Origin of the sequence: Streptomyces sp. CA-288835 (assembly GCF_050936385.1) — a bacterium.
In the GTDB taxonomy this organism is placed as follows: domain Bacteria; phylum Actinomycetota; class Actinomycetes; order Streptomycetales; family Streptomycetaceae; genus Streptomyces.
Genome location: NZ_JBNJMW010000001.1, coordinates 3,878,248 through 3,894,299, shown reverse-complemented (window position 1 = coordinate 3,894,299; position 16,052 = coordinate 3,878,248). Strand labels below are relative to the sequence as shown.

Below are 16,052 nucleotides of genomic sequence, written 5' to 3'. Positions count from 1 at the left end.
CGGCCCGGCGGCAGTCGGGACAACCCTGGCCGAACCCTGAAATCGTCCCCGAGGCATCGGGCCCTTGATCCCCGAGATGCCCTGGGCTTCGAAGATCAGGGGAGTCTCGGGGGTCGACCCTGATGTCCTGGCTCGCCTCGCGTGTGAATATCGATGGCATGCCGGAAGCCGCAGCTGTGCCCGTCGAGGACCCGCGGCCGCCGCGCAAGCTCTACCGCAGCAGCGACGGACGCTGGCTCGGTGGTGTGGCGCGGGGGCTCGCCGGGCATCTCGGGCTGCCGGTGGTCTGGGTGCGGCTGGTCTTCGTCGGACTGTTCATGGCCGAGGGCCTCGGGGCCCTGTTGTATGCCGCGTTCTGGTTCTTCGTGCCGCTCGGCGTCGGAGGCGTGGACACCGGGCGGCCTCCGGCTCTCGTCACCGAGACCTCCACCGACGGGCGCCGCAGACTCGTCGCCCGCAAGCCCGACAAGGGCCAGATCGTCGCGCTGCTCGCGATGGTCGTCATCGCCATGATCTTCGTCGGCAATGTGGACCTGAGCGGCGGGGCCAAGCTGTATCTCTGGCCCGTCGTCCTCGTCGGCGCGGGCGTGGCCCTGGTCTGGCGCCAGGCGGACAATGCGCGGCGGGCCCGCTGGGTGGAGGTCGGCCGCCACCGGCGCACGCTGACGCTGGCCCGTTCCGCGGCCGGAGTCCTGCTGGTCACCGTGGGCGTCTCCGGGATATTCGTTCTCCAGGGCTCCGCGGCCCACCTCGGTTCGGTGTTGCAGGCGGCGCTCGCTGTCCTCGTCGGCATAGCGCTGCTCGCCGGCCCCTATCTCGTACGCATGACCCAGGACCTCTCCGAGGAGCGGCTGATGCGTATCCGTGCCCAGGAGCGGGCGGAGGTGGCCGCCCATGTCCACGACTCGGTGCTGCACACCCTGACGCTGATACAGCGGAACGCGGAGAACGCGGGCGAGGTCCGCCGCCTCGCCCGCGCCCAGGAGCGCGACCTGCGCAACTGGCTCTACAAACCGGAGGGCACTGGCAAGGACGAGGCCGACGAGCCGGACACCCTCGCCGAGGCGGTCCGGCGCAGTGCGGCGGAGGTGGAGGACAAGCACGGTGTCCCCATAGAGGTCGTGGTCGTCGGCGACTGCCCGCTCGACGAAAGAATCGGGGCCCAGATGCAGGCCGCGAGGGAAGCGATGGTGAACGCGGCCAAGTACGGTGGCGAGGGCGGCGCGGTGCAGGTCTACGCCGAGGTCGAGGGCAGGACGGTTTTTGTGTCCGTCAGGGACCGCGGCCCCGGCTTCGACCTGGATGCGATACCCGCCGACCGCATGGGCGTCAGAGAATCGATCATCGGCCGCATGGAGCGCAACGGCGGCACGGCCCGGCTGCGCGCCGTACCGGACGGCGGCACGGAGGTCGAGCTGGAGATGGAGAGGGCGGAGACATGAGCGACGCGAACGAGCCGGCCGGAACGGTCGAGCCGGGCGGTGGCGCGACCGGCGCGGGCGCGGCCGACGGCCCTGCCATGGGCACCGGCGCGGCCGCAGCCGACGCGCCGCAGGCCGCCGCCGAGCCCAACGACCCGACGGCCACGCCCGATTCGGCGGACGCTGGGCCCGGTCGGCGAGTCCGAGTGGTTCTCGTCGACGATCACCGCATGTTCCGTACGGGGGTCCAGGCGGAGATCGGGCAGACCGAGCGGACGGGTGTCGAGGTGGTTGGGGAGGCAGCCGACGTCGACCAGGCCGTCTCGGTCATCACGTCGACCCGGCCCGAGGTCGTCCTCCTCGACGTGCACCTTCCGGGCGGCGGCGGGGTCGAAGTCCTGCGCCGCTGCGCCCCGTTGATGGCGGATGCCGAGCAGCCCGTACGGTTCCTCGCGCTGTCCGTCTCCGACGCCGCCGAGGACGTCATCGGCGTCATCCGGGGCGGCGCGCGAGGCTATGTGACGAAGACGATCACCGGCACGGACCTCGTCAACTCCGTCTTCCGCGTCCAGGACGGCGACGCGGTGTTCTCCCCGCGCCTGGCCGGATTCGTCCTCGACGCCTTCGCCTCCACCGACGCCCCGCCCGTCGACGAGGACCTCGACCGCCTCACCCAACGCGAGCGCGAGGTCCTCCGCCTCATCGCTCGCGGGTACGCGTACAAGGAGATCGCCAAGCAACTGTTCATCTCGGTGAAGACGGTGGAGTCCCACGTCTCGGCAGTCCTCAGAAAGCTCCAACTGTCCAACCGCCACGAGCTGACCCGATGGGCGACGGCACGACGACTGGTCTGACCCGCCCGGTCGATGGCGGTTGCGACTAGTACTTGCGGGCCGTCACGAGGCTGAAGGAGAGGTATTCGCCGGCGTCTGCCGTGAGCATGCAGAAGACAGATTAGAAGCGCCCCGTTAGGGGCGCGGGGAACTGCGCGACAAGCCACAACGAGCCCGCGGCCGCGACACGACATTCACCCACCACCCCCTGGCGGGGGCTGGGGCGCAGCCCCAGGGATGGGACGGGAAGGGGCGGCGGGGGCGACGAAACAACCTCACACCACCCGCGCGGCCCCCGCAAACGGCATCTCATCCAGCGAAGCGACCCGCACCGGCGCCGAAGGATTAGGCGCATGGATCATCTGCCCATTGCCCACATAAAGCCCGACATGACTGATGCTCGAGTAGAAGAACACCAGGTCCCCAGGCCGGAGATCGCCACGCGAAACCCGCTCCCCAGCCTCGATCTGGCCATATGTCGTCCGAGGCAGCGAAATCCCCGCAGAGCGATACGCGGCCTGCATGAGCCCCGAGCAGTCAAAGGCATCGGGCCCGGTGGCCCCCCACACATACGGGCTGCCGAGCTTCTCGTACGCGTACGAAATGGCGGCCGCAGCCCGCGAGTTGGGTGCTCCGACAGCCGATCCTGGTTCCGGCGAGGCGGAGGAGCGCGAGGCGCGAGCCGTGGCGGCGTCATCCGCGCCGATCCGCGCGCGCTGTTCATCCGTCAGCCGGGACAGAAGCCGCCGAGCCTCGCCCAGCTTCCCGGTGACCGTCTTCTTGTGCCGGTTCAGCGCCGCCTGCTGGGACTTGAGCGAAGCCAGCTCGACATGGGCGGCCCCACGCAATTGCTCGATCTCCCGCAGCTGGCCCCGTACGCGCGAAACGGTCGAGGCCTGCCGACTGCCGGCGCGTTCGGCGAACGCGGCCTCGTCCAGGTACTGATCGGGCTCCGAGGAGAGGAAGAGCCGCAGCGCGGGGTCGAGGCCACCGTCCCGGTACTGCGCGGCAGCCACCGAACCCAGCGCGTCCCGCTCGGAGTTGAGCCGCTCCGTCCGGCGGGCGGCCTCGTCCTGGAGGGAGTCCACCCGGGCCTCCGCCTTGTCGGCCTTCTCCTTCGCCCCGTTGTACTTCTCGGTGGCGACCTCCGCCTCCTGGTACAACTTGTCGACCTTCGCCCGCACCTGCTCCGGCGTCAGCCGCGGCTCGGCGTAACCCGCCCCGTCGAATGAGGTCGCGCTCGCCGCGCCCGCCAGGGCGATCGTGAAGGCGGTACGGGCCGTATTGCCACCGAGCGAGCGCTGTCTTGGCTTGCGGTGCGCTGCCACCTGGACACACTTCCTTCCCGAACGGGCCGGTCACGCGTCCGGCGGCGGCCCGCACAGGGGGAGCGGGACGCCGCCGGATCTTCTCGGCGGTGATGTCCGGCTGCCGCCCCTGGTCCGGACGGCGGGTGGGAGCCGGTCACCTGGGGAAGGACGCTAAACCTGAGCGTGCGCGCCTGGTAACGGCATGTACGGAACTGTCGTCAGTGCGCCGCGTGGTGACCGTATGCGATCGTGATCCTGGCCTGGAGCCGCCAAGTTGACGCGGGGCGTTGACCGATGCCGGGGTCGTAGAGGTCCGAGCGGCGCGGCGGTGCTATGGGGCCGTCAGCGGCCGTCGGCGTCCGTCAGGGCCCCGTCAGGGCCCGTACGGGGCGCCCCCAGGCGCCCGGGGCGGTGTGAGGCCGTATGCGAGCCCCCGGTTAGGCTCCGGCTTCATGGACGTACTCATCCATCTCTTCGTCGCGCTGCACATCATCGGTATCGCCGCACTCCTTGGCGGCTTCTTCACCCAGATGAAGGCGATGGGCGGGGGCACGGCCCGCTTCGGCCCCGCGATGCTGCACGGCGCGTTCACGATGCTCGTCACGGGCGTGATCCTGGTCGGCCTCAACCAGGCCGACGACCAGACGGTCAACAACATCAAGATCGGCGTCAAGCTGGCGCTGCTGATCGTGATCCTGGGCCTCGTGTACGTGAAGCGGGACGAGGAGAAGGTGGACAAGGGCTCGTTCGGTCTGGTCGGCGGGCTGACCACCGCCAACGTCTTCATCGCGGTGCTCTGGACCTGACGGCCCGAAGGTCCGCGAAAACGGCCTCATGGGGAGCCTCGAAACACGGCCTCATGAAGAGCCCCAAAAACCCAAAAACGGCTCACGCGCGCGTGCACCCCGAAATGGGGTCCACGCGCGCGTGCCTCACGCCGGACGGACCACGCTGTGGACCGGCATGTAGTAGATCGACTCCTCGCGGACGTACGCACCGGGCTTCGGGGCGTGGATCATCATGCCGTCGCCGAGGTAGAGGCCGACGTGGCTGATGTCGTCGTAGAAGAAGACGAGGTCTCCGGGCTGGGCGCTGGCGACCGAGACCTGGGTGCCGGTCTTGACCTGGTCCCAGGTGGTGCGCGGGAGGGTGACGCCGGCGGCCTTCCAGGCGGCCTGGGTGAGGCCGGAGCAGTCGTAGGAGTCCGGTCCTGAGGCGCCCCAGACGTACGGCTTGCCGGTCTGGGAACGGGCGAAGGCGAGTGCCTTCTCGCCCTTGGCCGTCGAGGCGCCCGCGGAAGTGCCCGTGCCGGTCGAGGTCCCCGCGCCGGTGGAGGGCGCGGGAGCCGGCTGGGCCTGCTGCTGTTGGCGGCGCTGCTCCTCCGCGGCCTGCTGCCGCGCCAGTTCCTCCGCCTTGCGCTGGGCCTCCTCGCGCTGCTCCCGCTCGATCGCCGCGAGCCGCGCCTTCTCCTCGGCGGTCAGCTGCGAGAGCAACTGGCGGGCCTCGGCGAGCTTCCGCTGAACGGTCGCCTTGGACGACTTCAGCGTGTTCTCGGTCTGGGTGAGCGACTGAAGGCTCTCGGAGGCCTCCTGACGCATCTGCGTCATCTCGGACTGCTGCGTCGCGTAGTCGTCGACGGCCTGCTGCTGGCGGCTGGTCAGCCGGTCCATCAGCTGGTTCTGGTCGAAGTAGTCCTGCGGGTTGTCCGCGAGCAGCATGGCCGCGGTGTCCGGGGCGGCGGTGCCCGTGCGGTACTGCGCGGTGGCGAACGTACCGAGTTCCTCGCGTGCTTCGTTGAGCTTCTGCGTGCGGGAGGCGACGTCGTCAAGGAGGTTGTCGACCTTCTTGCGCTGCTTGCTGGTCTTCTCCTTGGCACCGTTGTACTTCTCGGTCGCCGTCTCCGCCTGCGCGTAGAGGTCGTCGACCTTCTTCTGGACTTCGTCGAGACTGGGCTTCGGCTCCGCGGAGGGCGAGGCGTTCGCGGTCTGCGACAGGAGGGCCACCGAGGTGAGAGCGGCGGTGGCGAGGGCAGGGGTCCGTATGCCCTTGGGATTGGACGACCGCGCTTTGCGGTGTGGCGCCACGAAGGCGACTCCTTCCGTGCTCCGCCTACCGAGTTAGCTGTCGGGTTCGGGCGTGTGCTTCGGAAGGTTTGCCCTACGGTCCTTGTCCCCTAAGGGAGTTGGACCGATTCACCCCAAGGTCGGTGGGTCCCCGGCTCCGGGTTGCCACAAAGGCGTACCGGACTCGGCGGGAGCCGCACGGCCCGGCGACGTTCGCCGGTGGGGGTCGAGCGGCCCACTGCGAAAGCTAACCAACTCGTGTGGCTCCTGTGAAGGTTGATGAGCGAATTGTCCGATACGTTTTCGTGACCTTAGCCTCAGTCTCCATGATCCGTCGCCGACCGTGACGGGACGGTCCTGGAGGGTGAGAGAAATCCGGGCGGGCCCTCGGCAGTCTCGTACGAGCGGAGTTCTCAGGGTTTTCCCGGACAGCTTTTCAGGGCGGCGGCGAGCTGTCAGTGGGGGAGCCTAGACTCGGAGAGCGATGAGCAGCCTCTTTGATGACAGCTTCCTGGCGGACCTCAAACCCTCGCGGGACCACGAGGAAGAGCCCCCGCCACCGCCCGAGGACGAGCACGTACCGGAGCAGGTTCCGGACGATCTGTTCGGCGGGAAGTTCGACGTGCCGCCGGACCGGGAGGCGTACTACCGCGATGGTGCCCCCCGTCCGCATGTGGACGCGGCCGCGCTCCTGGAGGGGCTGAACGACAACCAGCGCGCGGCGGTCGTGCACTCCGGCTCCCCCCTGCTCATCGTGGCCGGTGCCGGTTCCGGCAAGACCCGTGTGCTCACACACCGGATCGCGTACCTGCTCGGCGAGCGCAAGGTGCATCCCGGCCAGATTCTCGCCATCACGTTCACCAACAAGGCCGCGGGCGAGATGAAGGAGCGCGTCGAGCACCTCGTCGGCCCGCGTGCGAACGCGATGTGGGTGATGACCTTCCACAGCGCGTGCGTACGGATCCTGCGGCGCGAGTCGAAGAAGCTCGGCTTCACCTCCTCGTTCTCGATCTACGACGCCGCCGACAGCAAGCGCCTCATGGCCCTGGTCTGCCGCGACCTGGACCTCGACCCGAAGCGGTTCCCGCCCAAGTCGTTCAGCGCCAAGATCTCGAACCTCAAGAACGAGCTGATCGACGAGGAGGACTTCGCCGCCCAGGCGAGTGACGGCTTCGAGAAGACCCTCGCCCAGGCCTACGCGATGTACCAGTCGCGGCTGCGCGAGGCGAATGCCCTCGACTTCGACGACCTGATCATGACCACGGTCAACCTCCTGCGCGCCTTCCCGGACGTCGCCGAGCACTACCGCCGCCGCTTCCGTCACGTGCTGGTGGACGAGTACCAGGACACCAACCACGCCCAGTACGCCCTCGTACGTGAACTCGTCGGCACCTCCGAGCACCCCGTGGACGTACCCCCGAGCGAGTACGACGTGCCGCCCGCCGAGTTGTGTGTCGTCGGTGACGCCGACCAGTCCATCTACGCCTTCCGCGGCGCGACCATCCGCAACATCCTCCAGTTCGAGGAGGACTACCCGGACGCGACGACGATCCTCCTGGAGCAGAACTACCGCTCCACACAGACGATCCTGAGCGCCGCGAACGCGGTCATCGAGCGCAACGAAAGCCGCCGCCCCAAGAACCTGTGGACCAACGCGGGCGCAGGCGCGCGCATCACCGGCTACGTCGCCGACACGGAGCACGACGAGGCGCAGTTCGTCGCCGACGAGATCGACCGGCTGACGGACGCCGGTGAGGCGAAGGCGGGCGACGTCGCCGTCTTCTACCGTACGAACGCCCAGTCCCGTGTCTTCGAAGAGGTCTTCATCCGCGTCGGCCTGCCCTACAAGGTCGTCGGCGGCGTGCGCTTCTACGAGCGCAAGGAAGTCCGGGACGTCCTCGCGTACTTGAGGGTTCTCGCCAACCCGGAGGACTCCGTACCGATGAGGCGGATTCTCAATGTCCCCAAGCGGGGCATCGGCGACCGGGCCGAGGCGATGATCGACGCACTCGCCTCGCGGGAGAAGATCAGCTTCTCGCAGGCGCTGCGCCGCGTCGACGAGGCGTACGGCATGGCGGCCCGCTCCACGAACGCCGTCAAGCGGTTCAACACGCTGATGGAGGACCTGCGGACCATCGTCGAATCGGGCGCGGGCCCGGCCACGGTCCTGGAGGCCGTGCTCGAACGCACCGGCTATCTGGCCGAGTTGCAGGCCTCCACGGACCCGCAGGACGAGACCCGTATCGAGAACCTTCAGGAACTCGCCGCCGTGGCCCTGGAGTTCGAGCAGGAGGCCGGCGAGGGCGAGGCGTCAGGTGGGCTTTCCGACTTCCTGGAGCGTGTCGCGCTCGTCGCCGACTCCGACCAGATCCCCGACGAGGAAGAGGACGGCTCCGGCGTCATCACGCTCATGACTCTCCACACCGCCAAGGGCCTTGAGTTCCCCGTGGTGTTTCTGACCGGCATGGAGGACGGCGTCTTCCCGCATATGCGCGCCCTCGGCCAGACCAAGGAGCTGGAGGAGGAGCGGCGGCTCGCGTACGTCGGCATCACGCGCGCGCGGGAGCGGCTGTATCTGACGCGGTCCTCGATGCGGAGCGCCTGGGGGCAGCCCTCATACAACCCGCCGTCCCGTTTCCTGGAGGAGATCCCGGACACCCATCTGGAGTGGAAGCGGAAGGGGTCCATGGGAGCGGTGGCCTCCGGCCCCGCGGCGGGTGTGGCGGCTTCCCTGTCCTCCTCGCGCTCGGCGGCCTCGGGCGCGTCCGGTTTCGCCACGCGGCGGGGCGGTGCCACGGAGAAGCCGGTGGTGTCGCTGGCGGTGGGGGACCGGGTCACCCACGACCAGTTCGGGCTCGGCACGGTGGTCGGCGTGAAGGGCACGGGGTCGAACGCGGAGGCGACGATCGACTTCGGGGACACCAAGCCGAAGCGGCTGCTGCTGCGGTACGCGCCGGTGGAGAAGCTGTAGCCCTACGGGCTTGGTGGCCGAGCGACAGGGCGGGGCGGTTCTTTTACGCCGTCACGTCGGGTTGAGGCCGTGGCTGCGGAGCCACGGCAGGGGGTCGATCGCGTCGCCGCCGCCAGGGCGTACCTCGAAGTGGAGGTGCGGGCCCGTCGAGTTGCCGGAGTTGCCGGAGTACGCGATCGGGTCGCCGGCCTTCACCTCGGTCCCGGAAGCGACCTTGTAGGTGGAGAGGTGGCAGTACCACGTCTCCGTACCGTCCTTCGCGGTCACGATCGCCATGTTTCCGTACGCGCTGTTCCACTCCGTACGGACGACGCCGTCCGTCGCGGCCATCACCGTCGTGCCGTACGAGACGGGGAAGTCGATGCCCGTGTGCACGGACATCCAGTTGATGCCGGCCTGGCCGTAGTAGGCGCTGAGCCCCTTCTGCTCGACCGGCACCGCGAACTTCGGACGCAACCGCTCCTTGCGCGCCGCCTCCGCCGCCGCCCGCTTCTTCTCGGCCTCCTGCTGGGCCTTGAGATCGATCCGCTCCTGCGTACGGCTCGCCCGGTCGGCGAAGTCGTCCGCGTCCGCGGTCAGGCTCTCGAGCTGGGTGTCCAGCTTGTTGTTGGCGGTCGCCGGCTGCACAGCCGTCGTGCCGGTCGCGGCCGTCGTCTCGTTGCTCTCGTTCCCGCCCCCACTGCCCACGGACGCCGCCGCGATCCCGGCCACGCCCATCACACACGCGGACGGCACGGCGACCGTCAGCAGGGCGGAACGCTTGGGTGGGGTACGGCGGCGGGAGCGGGATGCGGCACGGGCCGCGGTGCGGGAGCCCGGGCGGGGGGCCGGGAGGACGGCGGTGGCGTCCGGGGCGGGCGCTTCGGGGCCGTCGAGGAGAGGGAGTTCGTCGTGGCTGCCGGTGCTGATACCGGCGCCGGTGTCCGAGTCCAGGTGGTCGTCGGAGGGGGCGAATTCGTCCCCTATGGCGGCCTGTTGGTCGTATGTGACCTGCTCGAAAATCGCTGTGGCCTGCTGGTCGTACGACTCGTGCGGCGCGCGTTGGTCGTACGACTCGTGCTGCTCGCCCCCGTCGGAGTTCCAAGCCGTGGCGTCGTACGCACCCGAGTCGAAGGTCTGCGTGTTCCACTGCTGGGCCTGGTCGAGCGGTTCGGCCTGCAGCCAGGCGTTCGCGTCCCACTGACCGCTGATGTCGGGGCCTGTGGACTGCGCCGGGATCCCGATGAGCGGCTGCTGAACGGAGGTGTCCGTCCACAGGCCGGTCGCGTCATGGCCGCCGGTGTCGTACGCGGCGTGGTGCTGGGCCGCGTACGCGTCGTAGTTCAGCGTCTGATGGCTGCCGGTGAACGTGTACGAACCCGTGCCGCCGCTGCCCGGCAGATCGCCGAAGAGGGGATCGGTCTCGAAACTCGTCGTGGCCTCGAAGGGCGGCGCCGCGCAGGCGCCCGGTGTGCCATAGGTGTCGTAGATGCCGGTGGGTGCCGCGTCAAAACCGGTGGCGGCGTAGGCGTCGTACGTGGTGAAGTCGCCGTGCTGGACCCCATGCTCGCCAAACGACGCAAAGTGCGTCGAGGCGGCTTCGGGAGCCGCGGCCGGGGGCGGCACGGTCCCCGACGGGTGACGGTCGTTCACCAACTTCTCTTTCGCCTCGACAACAGGGGCGCTGGCAGAGCAGTGCGGTGACTGTACCCGGGGGTAGGCGGGCGCGACAATCTTCGGCCGTCATCACCCGCTGGGGAAACGGGCATTCGGCCGCCTTTCGGCGGACTGTGGGCGCGACTTTGGCCTTTCGTTCGATGAACGTTCGAGGGCATGCGGGTGTTCCCCGGGGGCTCGGCCGGGGCCTCGGGGCGCGTTGTGCTTTACGCCACGGTCAGTCCGCCGGTGCGGGCGGCGGCAGCGGTCCCCGCGGTCTCGTCCATATCGAGCGCCTGCCGTATGCCGGCTGCGACCGCCGGGTGCACGGGCAGGGCGAGGTGACCTATGCCACTCACCCGCACGTTCTGTGCGAGCAGATCGGGGTGCTCGACGCAGGCCGTCTCCAACGGGTCCATCAACTGGTCGAGATCGCTCCAGAAGCTCACAAACTGCGTCCGGCAGCCCAGTGCGGGCTCGCACAGCTCCTCGAGCACGTCGGAGCCGGGCCGCATCTGCCGCACGATCGGATGCGCGTTCATCAGCGGTGCCACGCTCGTGCCCGAGTGCGGTGTGCCCAAGGTCACAAGCGTCCGTACCCGGGCATCGCCGCCCAGCCGCTGTACGTAGTAACGCGCGATCAGTCCGCCGAGGCTGTGGCCGACGATGTCCACCTCCTGCTGACCGGTGCGCTCGCAGATCTCCTCGATGTGCCGGCCGAGCAGCTCGGCGGCGGTACGGATGTCGCAGGTGAGGGGCGAGTAGTTGAGCGACTCGATCTGCTGCCTGCCGTGCTGGGCCAGGGAGCGGCGCAGCAGCACGAACACCGAGCGGTTGTCTATGAATCCGTGGAGGAGGACGACCGGGGGCTTGGGCCGGGTGGGCAGGCGGTGGGCCTCGGCGTCACGGTCGGTGTCGGCCGCGGTCCCGGAATCGAGGTCGTCGGGGGCGCGGCGGGGCCTCGGAAGCGCGGCGGAGGGAAGGTTGGGAGCCGGGGAGGGCGAGGCGGCGCCCGGGCGGCGCTCCTGGACGATGCCCGTGGGGTAGAGGATCAGATGCCCCGCGAGGATCGCGACCTCAAGGGCCGTGGCCTTCAAGAGAGTCAGCGAGAGTCCGGCCAGTCTGTTGGGCAACAGCCTTTGACAGAGCGGCAAAAGCGGATAAAAGGGCAGTACTGCCCTGGTGACCTTCATGGCCGACCTCCCGTCGGCACACGAAAGGACGGCTCTGTCCCCCGTGTGCCCTCATGGAAAGCCGCCGACGAGGAGAACGGCGGTGCGCACGTGGCGAGCATCACGCCCGCGGAACGACGGATCCTCCCGTCGTCGTGCGATCGCCGATACGCCGCACCATCCGGCCGCCGGGCTGGCGGCGCGGAGGTGCGGCGACCTCGTGGCGGCTCCCCTTGCGCCCGGCCCGGCTGTGGCCCATGTGCCCCAGGGTGCGGGATCGGTGCGCGGCGAACTTGTCCCATCGTGTGATTTCCCCCTCGGTCTACACCGCGAAACTGCCGGTTGCGGGATGGTGGCGATAACGTTCGTTCACTTCCCCGGCCGGCGCGGTGCGGGGCGGCTGTGCCGCTGGGTACACCTGACGTGAGGTGACATGTCGCTCACATAAAGCGGTTGCGACGAGTCGCCGTCAGCGTCTTGAGGTGTTATCAGTCGATACAAGCCGGTGCGGGACGGTAACAGGTCGATTTAGGTTTTTGCTAGATACGGATTTCTGTAGTCCGGTTCGCTGGAGATCGTTTCTCGGCGGGGCGGAAGTCGGCACATGGAGGCAACAGTGATGGGTGTGGCAGCCGGCCCGATCCGCGTGGTGGTGGCCAAGCCAGGGCTCGACGGTCACGATCGTGGGGCCAAGGTGATCGCGCGGGCCCTGCGTGACGCGGGCATGGAGGTCATTTACACCGGCCTCCACCAGACGCCGGAGCAGATCGTCGACACCGCGATCCAGGAGGACGCGGACGCGATCGGGCTCTCCATTCTTTCCGGCGCCCACAACACGCTTTTCGCCGCCGTCATCGAACTCCTCAAGGAGCGCGAGGCGTCGGACATCAAGGTGTTTGGCGGCGGAATCATTCCTGAGGCGGACATTCCGCCCCTCAAGGAGAAGGGTGTCGCCGAGATCTTCACGCCGGGGGCGACGACGGCGTCGATCGTGGACTGGGTCCGAGCCAACGTTCGACAGCCGGCTGCCTCCGGCGGTTGAGCAGGGGCGCCTACCGGGAGGGTGGGTTCGGTTGCGAGGGCGACTGCGGGTGCGTTGTGGCTGGTCGCGCAGTTCCCCGCGCCCCTGAAAGGCCTGCGACTGCCCGCACCCCCGAAGAGCAAGGGCCCCGAAAAGCCCGCACCCCCTACTACCCGCAGCTTTCCGCCGGTGGGAGGGGACGTGGGCCGGTGCGTCGTATGTCCGTCGCTTAGCTTCGGTCTGGGCGCAGCTGCGCCCTGTGTCAGCAAGGGGTCGTATGCCCTGTTGGCGACGGGCTGACGCAGCGGACCGCGGCCCCGCACCACCGACCACCTAGGGGCGCGGGGAACTGCGCGACCAGCCACAACGAACCGTCAGTCGACAACGAACCCAACCCGCCCAACCGCCGGAGGCACCCCGCGGGGCTGGCGCGACCAGCCACGACGGACCCTCAGTCGCCAACGAACTGAACCCACCCCCACCCGGTAGGCGCCCCCTTCTCAACCGCGGAGCTCAGCTCGCATGGCCGCGCGCAAGCGCAACGTGCCTACCAGGCGTTGGAACGACTCCGCCCAGTAGCCCCCGGCACCGGGCGACGCGTTCTCCGGCTCGTCAGGCACAGCCGTCAGCGCATCGAGACGGTCCGCTTCCGAAGGGTCAAGGCACCGCTCGGCGAGCCCCATGACGCCGCTGAAACTCCACGGATAACTCCCCGCGTCCCGCGCGATGTTGAGCGCGTCCACGACGGCCCTGCCCAGGCCCCCCGCCCAGGGGGTCGCGCAGACGCCGAGCAACTGAAACGCCTCGGACAACCCGTGCACCGCTATGAACCCCGCCACCCACTCCGCCCGCTCGGCGGAGCCCAACGTGCTGAGCAGCTTGGCCCGCTCGGCCAGCGACACCGCCCCCGGCCCTCCGGCCTCCGGCGCGGAAGGTGGCCCCAACAGCGCCCTGGACCAGGACGGATCGCGTTGCCGCACCGCCGCCCGGCACCACGCGGCATGTAGTTCGCCCTGCCAGTCGTCCGCCACGGGCAAGGCCACGATCTCTTCCGGCGTACGCCCGCCGAGTCGCTCGGACCACGTGGCGAGCGGGGCTGCCTCGACCAACTGGCCGAGCCACCAGGACCGTTCACCCCGTCCGGTCGGCGCCTTGGCCACCACCCCGTCGCGCTCCATGCCCGCATCGCACTCATGTGGCGCCTCGACCACGATCGTGGGCTCGCCGCCCGTATGGTCGACGGCCACGCACGAGCCGGCGCGGTCCGCCATCCGCCCGGCGAGCGCTGAACCCGGCAGCGCGGACAGCAACTCCGCTGCCGTGGCCCGCACATTGCGGCTCCGGTCGGCCAACGCCTGTTCCAGGAACGGCTCGTCCGCCGCGCACAGCCCCGTGCGCAGCGAGTCGAGGAACATCAGCCGGTCCTCGGCCCGCTCCGTCGCCCAGGTCGTGGCGAGCAGTTCGCGCGCGGCTGCCGCGTCCCGTGCCCGTATCGCCGCAAGAAGTGCCACCCGCTCGGCGAACAGGCCCTCTTGCCACAACTGCTTTGCCCGTTCCGGTTCTTCGGCCCCGGGCAGCGCTGCACCGCCGCCCGGTGTCGCACGCAGCGCGAACCTCCAGTCAGGGTTCAGCCGTGCCAGCCACAGCGCACGCGGACCCGCGAAAGTCAGGGCCGCCGGCCGCAGATCCGTACGCCCCCTGGCCGCGTCCAGGAGCGCGGGCAGCAACTCCGGGGGTGCCGCGAACCCGCGCTCGTTCGCCAGGGCGAGCCACTGCGGTAGCAGCTCCATGAGGTCGGGCGCCGTTCCTCTGCGGCCGCCGCCTCCCGTGCCGGGCCGGTCGGCGAGCAGCATCGCCAGCCTGCGCGCGGCGGGGCGGGGGAGCGCCGGGCGCGGGTCCTGTGCCGCTGGCTCCGGCCGCGCCGTCGCCCGCCCCGGGCGCAGTCCGGCCCGCCGCCGAACCGTCTGTATAGCCGCCGCGTCAAGCAGGGCTCCGGGCGCCTCTCGTCCGGGCGCGATCCCCGGCAACGTACGCCGCTCGGTTCCGAGCAGCGCCACGGTCACGAGCTCCTCCCAGGAGTTCCCGGTGGATGCGTCCGTGGGAGTGAGAGGGCTGTTCATGTGCGTCCCTTTCCGCATGGAGTAGAGGGAGGGGTGCCCGGCCGCGCAGGACGGCGACAGCCGAGGGGGTCGGGTGAGCTGGTCGGCGGGGCGAGACCTGGCCGTGGCGTCAGCACAGCGGCACCGCCTCTCCCGGTCCCTCAGGCCATGCCGTGAGCGGTGTGAAGCCGCGGTGGCCGCATTCCCCGAAGACCGTGACCGGGGCCCCGCCCGACAGGGCGACCAGCCGCCACAGGCCGGAGCGGGACTGGGCGGCCGGGGTGAGGGGGAGCGCCAGGTCGCTTTCGGCGTCCGCCAGTTGCCAGGAGTCGGCATCTGGTGTCGGTATGACGCGGGCCAGCGTCACCGGGTGCGAGTCCAGCCATGGGTCGTCCCGGAGCGCCTCGCCGTACCGGGCCGCCGCCTGCGCCACGCTCACCCCCGGCGGGCGGAGCGTCACGGGAGCAGGCGGCGTGAACTGCTCGCCCAGGGACACCCGCAGCTGCCCCGCGCCCGGGTACGCCGACACCTCCGCGTCTAGGGCCAGCCCGACGGGCAGTGCCAGTTCGGGGGCGCGCCCGGCAGCTCCGTAGGACAGGAGCAGGACCGTGCGTCCCGACTGCGCTCCGTGCAACCAGATGCGGCGGGTCGTGAGGCGGCTGTCCGCCGTGTCGTACTGGGCGAGGACCAGCCAGTGGTCGCGCTCGGGTGGCCCGTCCGCCGAGCCGGACAGCCCGATTCGGGAACGGACCGTCGCCGCCAGTCCCTCCGGCAGTCTCTCGCGGCGCAGCCAGCCCTGGTCGAGCAGGTGAAGCAGGGCGCACTCCTCCAGCAGCCGGACCGGCCAGCCCGGACCTGAGGACGGAATGGCCCCCAACTCCCGTACACGCGCGGCCAGTCCCGGTGCCTGCGCGTCGACCATCCGGGCCGCTGTCTCCTCCCACAGCCCGTACCCCGCCTGCTCCGCCGCGGCCAGGCCGCCGCGCAGCAGATCCGTCAGCCGCTGCTCCAGCTCCGTCGCGCCCGCCGTGATCCGCTCGGCACGCCGCTCCGCCCGGCGTCGCGCCGCCTCGGGATCACCCGCCGGAGCGCCGGACGGCCCGCTCGTCGTCCGCTTCTCCTCCGCGCGCTGCCTTCTCCCCTTTATCCACTGCTCGGCCCAGTCCGGCGCCTGCCCGCGCGGCACCGAGCTGTCCGTCCCGCTCTCGCCCGCCCAGAGCAGCAGCAGTCCCAGCGCGTGCTTGCACGGGAACTTGCGGCTCGGACAACTGCACTTGTACGCGGGCCCCGTGGAATCCGTGAGGTCGATGACCGTCTGATACGGCTTGCTTCCGCTGCCCCTGCACAGTCCCCATACCGTCCCCTCGTCAGAACTGCCCGCCTCCGACCACGGTCCTGCCGCGCCGAGTTTGCTTCCCGCTTTGCGTGATGCGGAGTCAGGTGCCAGTGCCAGCACCTGATCCGCAGTCCAGCGCACCCCCTGCTGAGTCATGACATCGAAGGTAGATCCCACCACTGACAATCGGC

12 protein-coding genes and 1 riboswitch are annotated in these 16,052 nt (G+C 69.9%); of the genes, 5 read left to right on the top strand and 7 right to left on the bottom strand.

Going from position 1 to position 16,052, the window contains the following annotated elements; all coding sequences use genetic code 11:
- The first annotated feature begins 158 nt into the window (after positions 1-158).
- Both ACQEVY_RS17450 and ACQEVY_RS17445 read left to right on the top strand, forming a co-directional pair.
- Entirely contained in the window at positions 159-1,442 is a 1,284-nt protein-coding gene (locus ACQEVY_RS17450; RefSeq protein ID WP_432949466.1) for an ATP-binding protein, read from the top strand.
- The gene (locus ACQEVY_RS17445) at positions 1,439-2,275 is read left to right on the top strand and encodes a LuxR C-terminal-related transcriptional regulator (RefSeq protein WP_432949464.1); all 837 of its coding nucleotides are present in this window, start codon (positions 1,439-1,441) and stop codon (positions 2,273-2,275) included. The genes ACQEVY_RS17450 and ACQEVY_RS17445 overlap by 4 nt, the downstream gene beginning before the upstream one ends.
- A 254-nt stretch (positions 2,276-2,529) precedes the next feature.
- Here the strand turns inward: ACQEVY_RS17445 and ACQEVY_RS17440 are convergent, their stop codons facing one another.
- Positions 2,530-3,582 (bottom strand): NlpC/P60 family protein, encoded by a 1,053-nt coding sequence (locus tag ACQEVY_RS17440; RefSeq protein WP_432949462.1) that lies wholly within the window; start codon positions 3,580-3,582, stop codon positions 2,530-2,532.
- A gap of 434 nt (positions 3,583-4,016) precedes the next feature.
- Between ACQEVY_RS17440 and ACQEVY_RS17435 the strand changes: the two genes are divergently transcribed.
- Positions 4,017-4,370: a hypothetical protein gene (locus ACQEVY_RS17435; protein ID WP_432949460.1), complete on the top strand. Its 354-nt coding sequence runs from the start codon at positions 4,017-4,019 to the stop codon at positions 4,368-4,370.
- A 126-nt stretch (positions 4,371-4,496) separates the two neighbouring features.
- Here the strand turns inward: ACQEVY_RS17435 and ACQEVY_RS17430 are convergent, their stop codons facing one another.
- Positions 4,497-5,648, bottom strand: a complete 1,152-nt coding sequence (locus tag ACQEVY_RS17430) for an NlpC/P60 family protein (protein WP_432949459.1) — start codon at positions 5,646-5,648, stop codon at positions 4,497-4,499.
- 7 nt (positions 5,649-5,655) lie between these two features.
- Positions 5,656-5,827, bottom strand: a riboswitch (cyclic di-AMP (ydaO/yuaA leader).
- Positions 5,828-6,111: 284 nt separating this feature from the next.
- On the opposite strand from ACQEVY_RS17430, the gene pcrA reads away from it, so the two are divergent.
- Positions 6,112-8,598 carry a DNA helicase PcrA gene (gene pcrA, locus ACQEVY_RS17425; protein ID WP_432949457.1) on the top strand — a complete coding sequence of 829 codons (2,487 nt, stop codon included), beginning with the start codon at positions 6,112-6,114 and terminating at the stop codon, positions 8,596-8,598.
- A 51-nt stretch (positions 8,599-8,649) separates the two neighbouring features.
- Here pcrA and ACQEVY_RS17420 read toward each other — a convergent pair whose 3' ends face one another.
- From ACQEVY_RS17420 to ACQEVY_RS17410, 3 genes are all read right to left on the bottom strand, one after another.
- A complete protein-coding gene (locus tag ACQEVY_RS17420) occupies positions 8,650-10,230 on the bottom strand; it encodes a M23 family metallopeptidase (RefSeq protein ID WP_432949455.1) in 1,581 nt (526 codons plus the stop codon).
- A gap of 230 nt (positions 10,231-10,460) precedes the next feature.
- Positions 10,461-11,426, bottom strand: a complete 966-nt coding sequence (locus ACQEVY_RS17415; RefSeq protein WP_432949453.1) for an alpha/beta fold hydrolase — start codon at positions 11,424-11,426, stop codon at positions 10,461-10,463.
- A gap of 100 nt (positions 11,427-11,526) precedes the next feature.
- Positions 11,527-11,664, bottom strand: coding sequence for a hypothetical protein (locus tag ACQEVY_RS17410; protein ID WP_432949451.1), 138 nt, complete (start codon positions 11,662-11,664; stop codon positions 11,527-11,529).
- 360 nt (positions 11,665-12,024) lie between these two features.
- Here ACQEVY_RS17410 and ACQEVY_RS17405 point away from each other — a divergent pair, with 360 nt between their 5' ends.
- Entirely contained in the window at positions 12,025-12,447 is a 423-nt protein-coding gene (locus tag ACQEVY_RS17405) for a cobalamin B12-binding domain-containing protein (protein ID WP_432949449.1), read from the top strand.
- 479 nt (positions 12,448-12,926) lie between these two features.
- Here the strand turns inward: ACQEVY_RS17405 and ACQEVY_RS17400 are convergent, their stop codons facing one another.
- Complete coding sequence (locus ACQEVY_RS17400) at positions 12,927-14,546, bottom strand: DUF5691 domain-containing protein (RefSeq protein ID WP_432949447.1); 1,620 nt, start codon at positions 14,544-14,546, stop codon at positions 12,927-12,929.
- A 109-nt stretch (positions 14,547-14,655) separates the two neighbouring features.
- Entirely contained in the window at positions 14,656-16,017 is a 1,362-nt protein-coding gene (locus ACQEVY_RS17395; RefSeq protein ID WP_432949445.1) for an SWIM zinc finger family protein, read from the bottom strand.
- Positions 16,018-16,052: the final 35 nt, after the last annotated feature.

Bases quoted from the DNA above. Each gene is read 5' to 3' on its own strand.
- ACQEVY_RS17450 (WP_432949466.1), top strand. From the start codon at position 159: ATGCCGGAAGCCGCAGCTGTGCCCGTCGAGGACCCGCGGCCGCCGCGC.
- ACQEVY_RS17395 (WP_432949445.1), bottom strand. From the start codon at position 16,017: ATGACTCAGCAGGGGGTGCGCTGGACTGCGGATCAGGTGCTGGCACTG.
- ACQEVY_RS17415 (WP_432949453.1), bottom strand. From the start codon at position 11,426: ATGAAGGTCACCAGGGCAGTACTGCCCTTTTATCCGCTTTTGCCGCTC.
- ACQEVY_RS17435 (WP_432949460.1), top strand. From the start codon at position 4,017: ATGGACGTACTCATCCATCTCTTCGTCGCGCTGCACATCATCGGTATC.
- ACQEVY_RS17400 (WP_432949447.1), bottom strand. From the start codon at position 14,546: ATGAACAGCCCTCTCACTCCCACGGACGCATCCACCGGGAACTCCTGG.
- ACQEVY_RS17405 (WP_432949449.1), top strand. From the start codon at position 12,025: ATGGGTGTGGCAGCCGGCCCGATCCGCGTGGTGGTGGCCAAGCCAGGG.
- ACQEVY_RS17410 (WP_432949451.1), bottom strand. From the start codon at position 11,664: ATGGGCCACAGCCGGGCCGGGCGCAAGGGGAGCCGCCACGAGGTCGCC.
- pcrA (WP_432949457.1), top strand. From the start codon at position 6,112: ATGAGCAGCCTCTTTGATGACAGCTTCCTGGCGGACCTCAAACCCTCG.
- ACQEVY_RS17445 (WP_432949464.1), top strand. From the start codon at position 1,439: ATGAGCGACGCGAACGAGCCGGCCGGAACGGTCGAGCCGGGCGGTGGC.